This is a genomic window from Kitasatospora sp. NPDC058965 (assembly GCF_042741245.1).
Taxonomy (GTDB): domain Bacteria; phylum Actinomycetota; class Actinomycetes; order Streptomycetales; family Streptomycetaceae; genus Kitasatospora.
In genome coordinates, this window is the sequence record NZ_JBHYKG010000445.1 from 1 (window position 1) to 5,394 (window position 5,394).

The 5,394-nt window shown below is 72.1% G+C and carries 4 protein-coding genes; 1 reads left to right on the top strand and 3 read right to left on the bottom strand.

The features are described 5' to 3' along the window. Window positions 1-125: 125 nt before the first annotated feature. From purM to ACFW1A_RS38075, 3 genes are all read right to left on the bottom strand, one after another. On the bottom strand, window positions 126-1,199 hold the full coding sequence (purM, locus tag ACFW1A_RS38065) for a phosphoribosylformylglycinamidine cyclo-ligase (protein ID WP_380417819.1): 1,074 nt from the start codon (window positions 1,197-1,199) through the stop codon (window positions 126-128). A 70-nt stretch (window positions 1,200-1,269) separates the two neighbouring features. Beyond that, window positions 1,270-2,850 (bottom strand): amidophosphoribosyltransferase, encoded by a 1,581-nt coding sequence (purF, locus tag ACFW1A_RS38070; protein WP_380417821.1) that lies wholly within the window; start codon window positions 2,848-2,850, stop codon window positions 1,270-1,272. Window positions 2,851-2,999: 149 nt separating this feature from the next. Continuing rightward, window positions 3,000-3,833 (bottom strand): diacylglycerol kinase family protein, encoded by an 834-nt coding sequence (locus tag ACFW1A_RS38075; protein ID WP_380417823.1) that lies wholly within the window; start codon window positions 3,831-3,833, stop codon window positions 3,000-3,002. Between the two features lie 126 nt (window positions 3,834-3,959). Here ACFW1A_RS38075 and ACFW1A_RS38080 point away from each other — a divergent pair, with 126 nt between their 5' ends. Next, window positions 3,960-5,243 (top strand): adenylosuccinate synthase, encoded by a 1,284-nt coding sequence (locus ACFW1A_RS38080; protein ID WP_380417825.1) that lies wholly within the window; start codon window positions 3,960-3,962, stop codon window positions 5,241-5,243. Window positions 5,244-5,394: the final 151 nt, after the last annotated feature.

The following is a 5,394-nucleotide window of genomic DNA, read 5'->3' on the forward strand; positions in this document are numbered from 1 at the left end:
GACCGGTCCGCGCCCCCCGGGCGCGGGGCGGTTTTTCGGCGTGACCGCAGGGGGTGCGGCCGGGACGGCCGGGCGGCCGGGCCCCCGCTGGGGGCCCGGCCGCAGCCGCCTCGCCGGACCGGGTCCTAGCGGGCGTAGTCGCCGTAGAGCGCCGCGCCGTCGGCGTGCTCGGCGGCCCGCTCCACGATGTCGCCCAGCAGCCAGGCCTCGACGTCGCGGTCGGCCAGCACCGAGAGCACCACGTCCACCGACTCCGGCGGGACCACGGCGACCATGCCGATGCCCATGTTGAGCGTCTTCTCGATCTCCAGGGTCTGCATCCGGCCCACCTCGGCGACGGTCTGGAAGACCGGCATCGGGGTCCAGGTGCCGCGGTCCAGCCGGGCGTGCAGGTCGGCCGGGATCACCCGGGCCAGGTTGGCCGCCAGGCCGCCGCCGGTGACGTGCGAGAAGGCGTGCACCTCGGTGGCCCGGGTGAGCGCCAGGCAGTCCAGCGAGTAGATCCGGGTCGGCTCCAGCAGCTCCTCGCCGAGGGTGCGGCCGAACTCGGCCACCTCGCGGTCCAGCTTCCAGCCGGCCTGGTTGAGCAGCACGTGGCGGACCAGCGAGTAGCCGTTGGAGTGCAGGCCGGAGGCGGCCATCGCGATCACCACGTCGCCGGCCCGGACCCGGTGGGCACCGAGCAGCGCGTCGGCCTCCACCACGCCGGTGCCGGCGCCGGCCACGTCGTACTCGTCCGGGCCGAGCAGGCCCGGGTGCTCCGCGGTCTCGCCGCCGACCAGCGCGCAGCCGGCCAGCACGCAGCCCTCGGCGATGCCCTTGACGATCTGGGCGACCCGCTCCGGGTGGACCTTGCCGACGCAGATGTAGTCGGTCATGAAGAGCGGCTCGGCACCGCACACCACCAGGTCGTCCACCACCATGCCGACCAGGTCGTGGCCGATGGTGTCGTGCTTGTCCATGGCGGCGGCCAGCGCGACCTTCGTGCCGACCCCGTCGGTGGCCGAGGCCAGCAGCGGGCGCTCGTAGCGCTTGAGGGCGGAGATGTCGAACAGACCGGCGAAGCCGCCCAGACCGCCGACCACCTCGGGGCGGTTGGTCTTCTTCACCCACTGCTTCATGAGCTCGACGGCGCGGTCGCCCGCCTCGATGTCGACTCCGGCGGCGGCGTAGGTGGCGCCACTCTCGTTGCTGGTCACTGCGTGCGGCCCTCTCGGGTCAAGTGGGGGTGAACTGCGACGGGGCCCCGGTTGGGGCCCCGCCTGGGTACTACGGTCGGCGCAGCGCGTCGGCGGCTCCGTGGCCGCCGAGCAGGGACTGGACCCCGTCGAGGTCGGAGCCGGTCGGCTTGCCCCGGGTGGCGGGCGGCTGCTGGCTGCCGGCGATCTCCGCTTCGAGCAGCAGTTTGCCGAGCAGTGCCGGGTCGGGCAGCTCCATCGGGTACTCGCCGTCGAAGCAGGCGCGGCAGAGCCGTTCCTTGGGCTGGGCGGTGGCCTCGATCATCCCGTCGATCGAGATGTAGGCGAGCGAGTCGGCGCCCAGGGTGCGGCCGATCTCCTCCACCGTCATGCCGTTGGCGATCAGCTCCGCGCGGGTGGCGAAGTCGATGCCGAAGAAGCAGGGCCACTTCACCGGCGGCGAGGAGATCCGGATGTGCACCTCGGCGGCGCCCGCCTCGCGCAGCATCCGCACCAGGGCGCGCTGGGTGTTGCCGCGGACGATGGAGTCGTCCACCACGACCAGGCGCCGGCCGGCGATCACCTCGCGCAGCGGGTTGAGCTTGAGCCGGATGCCGAGCTGGCGGATGGTCTGGCTGGGCTGGATGAAGGTGCGCCCGACGTAGGCGTTCTTCACCAGGCCGGCGCCGAACGGGATCCCGCTGGCTTCGGCGAAGCCGATCGCGGCGGGGGTGCCCGACTCGGGGGTCGCTATCACCATGTCGGCCTCGACCGGCGCCTCGGCGGCCAGGCGGCGGCCCATCTCGACCCGGGAGAGGTAGACGTTGCGGCCGGCGATCGAGGTGTCCGGGCGGGCCAGGTACACGTACTCGAAGACGCAGCCCTTGGGCTTGGCCTCGGCGAACCGCGAGGTGCGGATGCCGTTCTCGTCGATGGCGATCAGCTCGCCCGGCTCCACCTCGCGGATGAAGGAGGCGCCGCAGATGTCCAGCGCCGAGGTCTCGGACGCGACCACCCAGCCGCGCTCCAGCCGGCCCAGCACCAGCGGGCGGATGCCCTGCGGGTCGCGGGCGGCGTAGAGCGTGTGCTCGTCCATGAAGACCAGCGAGAACGCGCCGCGCACGTCGGGCAGGACCCGGCGGGCGGTCTCCTCGATGGTCAGGTCGGGGTGGCCGGCGAGCAGCGCCGTGAGCAGGTCGGTGTCGTTGGTCGCGGCGGTCCGGCCGGAGCGCGAGACGTGCTCCTCACCGGGCAGCTCGGCGACCATGGTCGCCAGCTCCGCGGTGTTGACCAGGTTGCCGTTGTGACCGAGCGCGAGCGAACCGTGCGCGGTCGCCCGGAACGTCGGCTGGGCGTTCTCCCAGACCGAGGACCCGGTGGTCGAGTAGCGGGCATGTCCGACGGCGATATGCCCGTGCAAGGACCCCAGAGCTGCCTCGTCGAAGACCTGGGAGACGAGTCCCATGTCCTTGAAGACGAGAATCTGGGAGCCATTGCTCACTGCGATGCCCGCGGATTCCTGACCGCGGTGCTGCAGGGCATAGAGGCCGAAGTACGTGAGCTTGGCGACCTCCTCGCCGGGAGCCCAGACACCGAAGACGCCGCAAGCGTCCTGGGGGCCCTTCTCGCCGGGAAGAAGATCGTGGTTGAGTCTTCCGTCACCACGTGGCACGCCTTCGAGTCTAGGGCAGTTGCCACAGGCTTCCGCAGCCGGGAGGGCCCCGGGCCTGGCGATTCCCCTGGTGACGCGCGTAGAGGCAGCCCCTTACCACAGCGCTCGGGCAGGCGGCGCAGGGGAACCGGGGTCGACGGTGAGCTGCCTCACGTCGCGGGCAGCAGCAGCCCCCAGGCGCTCGGCTGGGCGGTCCAGGTGCGGGTGGGGACCGGGCCGGCCGGGCAGCCGTCCGCCTCGTAGCCGAAGGTGCGGCCGGCCACCGTGACGCTGGAGGCCCGCACCCGCAGCAGCGTGCGGCCCGGACCGGCCGGGCGGACCACCACCTCGGCGGCGGTCGATCCGGCCGGCAGCCGGAGCGCGACCAGCCTCGGCGGACGGTCGGCGCCGCCGAGCGGGCGCCCGTCCGCCTCCACCCGCAGCCACTCGCCGTGCGGGTCCACCTGCTCGGCCGCAATCAATTTCGCCCACAGCGAACGCCAGCCGCCCGAATGGCCCTGTGCGCGACCGGGGATCCGCACCTCGCCGAGCACCACGCCGTCCCCGTCGTCCAGCAGCAACCCGAAGCTGCGCGGGCTTCCGGTGAGCACCGCCCGGGCCGCCGCGACCGGCTGCACGGGCACCCCGAGGGAGCGCGCGAGGGCCAGCTCGCGCCCCTGGCCGACCGGCACCAGCCCGACCGGACAGTTCGCCAACTCCCCTTGCTGGTGCAGCACCTGCACCACCCGCTGGAGCGCGAGGTCGGAGCCCACCACCACCGGACGGCGCCGGCCGCGGTGCGAGAGCACCCGCTCCAGCTCGGCGGCGCTCTCCGGCACCACGACCTTCACGTCCGCGCCCCCGGTCAGCACGTCCCGGGCGATCCGCACCGCCTCGCCGTCGGCCTCCCGCGCCGCCGGGTCCAGCAGCACCAGCAGGGGGAGGGGCCCCGGCGGCTGCGGGGCGTCGGGCGGCGGGGGTGCGGACGTGGACTGGAACGACACGACCGGTCCTTCCTCGGGTAATCTCTCGGTGCAAGAGCCCCTTGCGCTATTGCGCCAGGGGCTTCGTCTATCTCGGGGCAGACTGCGGCCTACGCAGGATGCCCCAACCGGAAGGGGTGTACGCCTGTGCCGGCACTCGTGCTCGTTGGTGCCCAGTGGGGAGACGAGGGCAAGGGGAAGGCCACCGACCTGCTCGGCGGCTCCGTCGACTACGTCGTCCGCTACCAGGGTGGCAACAACGCCGGTCACACGGTGGTCATCGGCGACCAGAAGTACGCCCTGCACCTGCTGCCTTCCGGCATCCTCAGCCCCAACGTCGTGCCGGTGATCGGCAACGGCGTGGTGATCGACCCGGCCGTGCTGCTCGCCGAGCTGGAGGGGCTGAACGCCCGCGGCATCGACACCTCCAAGCTGCTGATCTCGGGCAACGCCCACCTGATCACGCCCTACCACCGGACCCTGGACAAGGTCACCGAGCGGTTCCTGGGCAAGCGCAAGATCGGCACCACCGGTCGCGGCATCGGCCCGGCCTACGCCGACAAGATCAACCGGATCGGCATCCGGGTCCAGGACCTCTTCGACGAGTCGATCCTGATCCAGAAGGTCGAAGCGGCGCTGGACCACAAGAACCAGATCCTGGTGAAGCTCTACAACCGCCGCGCGATGCCGGCCGAGCTGGTGGTCCAGGAGTACCTGGGCTTCGCCGACAAGATCCGCCCGTTCCTCGCCGACACCACCCTGGTGCTGGACGAGGCGCTGAAGGCGGACAAGGTCGTGCTGCTGGAGGGCGGCCAGGGCACCCTGCTGGACGTGGACCACGGCACGTACCCCTTCGTGACCTCGTCGAACCCGACCTCGGGCGGCGCCTGCACCGGCTCCGGCATCGGGCCCACCAAGATCGACCGGGTGATCGGCATCCTCAAGGCCTACACCACCCGGGTCGGCTCCGGCCCGTTCCCGACCGAGCTGCTGGACGCGGACGGCGAGGCGCTGCGCCGGATCGGCGGCGAGCGCGGCGTCACCACCGGCCGGGACCGCCGCTGCGGCTGGTTCGACGCCGTGATCGCGCGGTACGCCACCCGGGTCAACGGCCTGACCGACTTCTTCCTCACCAAGCTGGACGTGCTGACCGGCTGGGAGCAGATCCCGGTCTGCGTGGCGTACGAGATCGACGGCCGCCGGGTCGAGGAGCTGCCGTACAGCCAGACCGACTTCCACCACGCCAAGCCGATCTACGAGAACCTGCCCGGCTGGACCGAGGACATCAGCAAGGCGCAGACCTTCGACGACCTGCCGAAGAACGCGCAGGCGTACGTGAAGGCGCTGGAGGAGATGTCCGGTGCGCCGATCTCGGCGATCGGCGTCGGACCGGGCCGGACCGAGACGATCCAGATCCGCTCCTTCCTGTAGGCGGCCAGGCGGCGCCCCCGCCGACAGCGCGCACGAGGGCCCCGGGCAGCACGGCTGATGCTGTTGGCGAATTCGGGGCCTGCGCGTGACGTCGGCCTTCAAGACCTGGTTGTGGTCTTGAAGGCCGACGTTGTCGTTTGGGGGAGGGTGC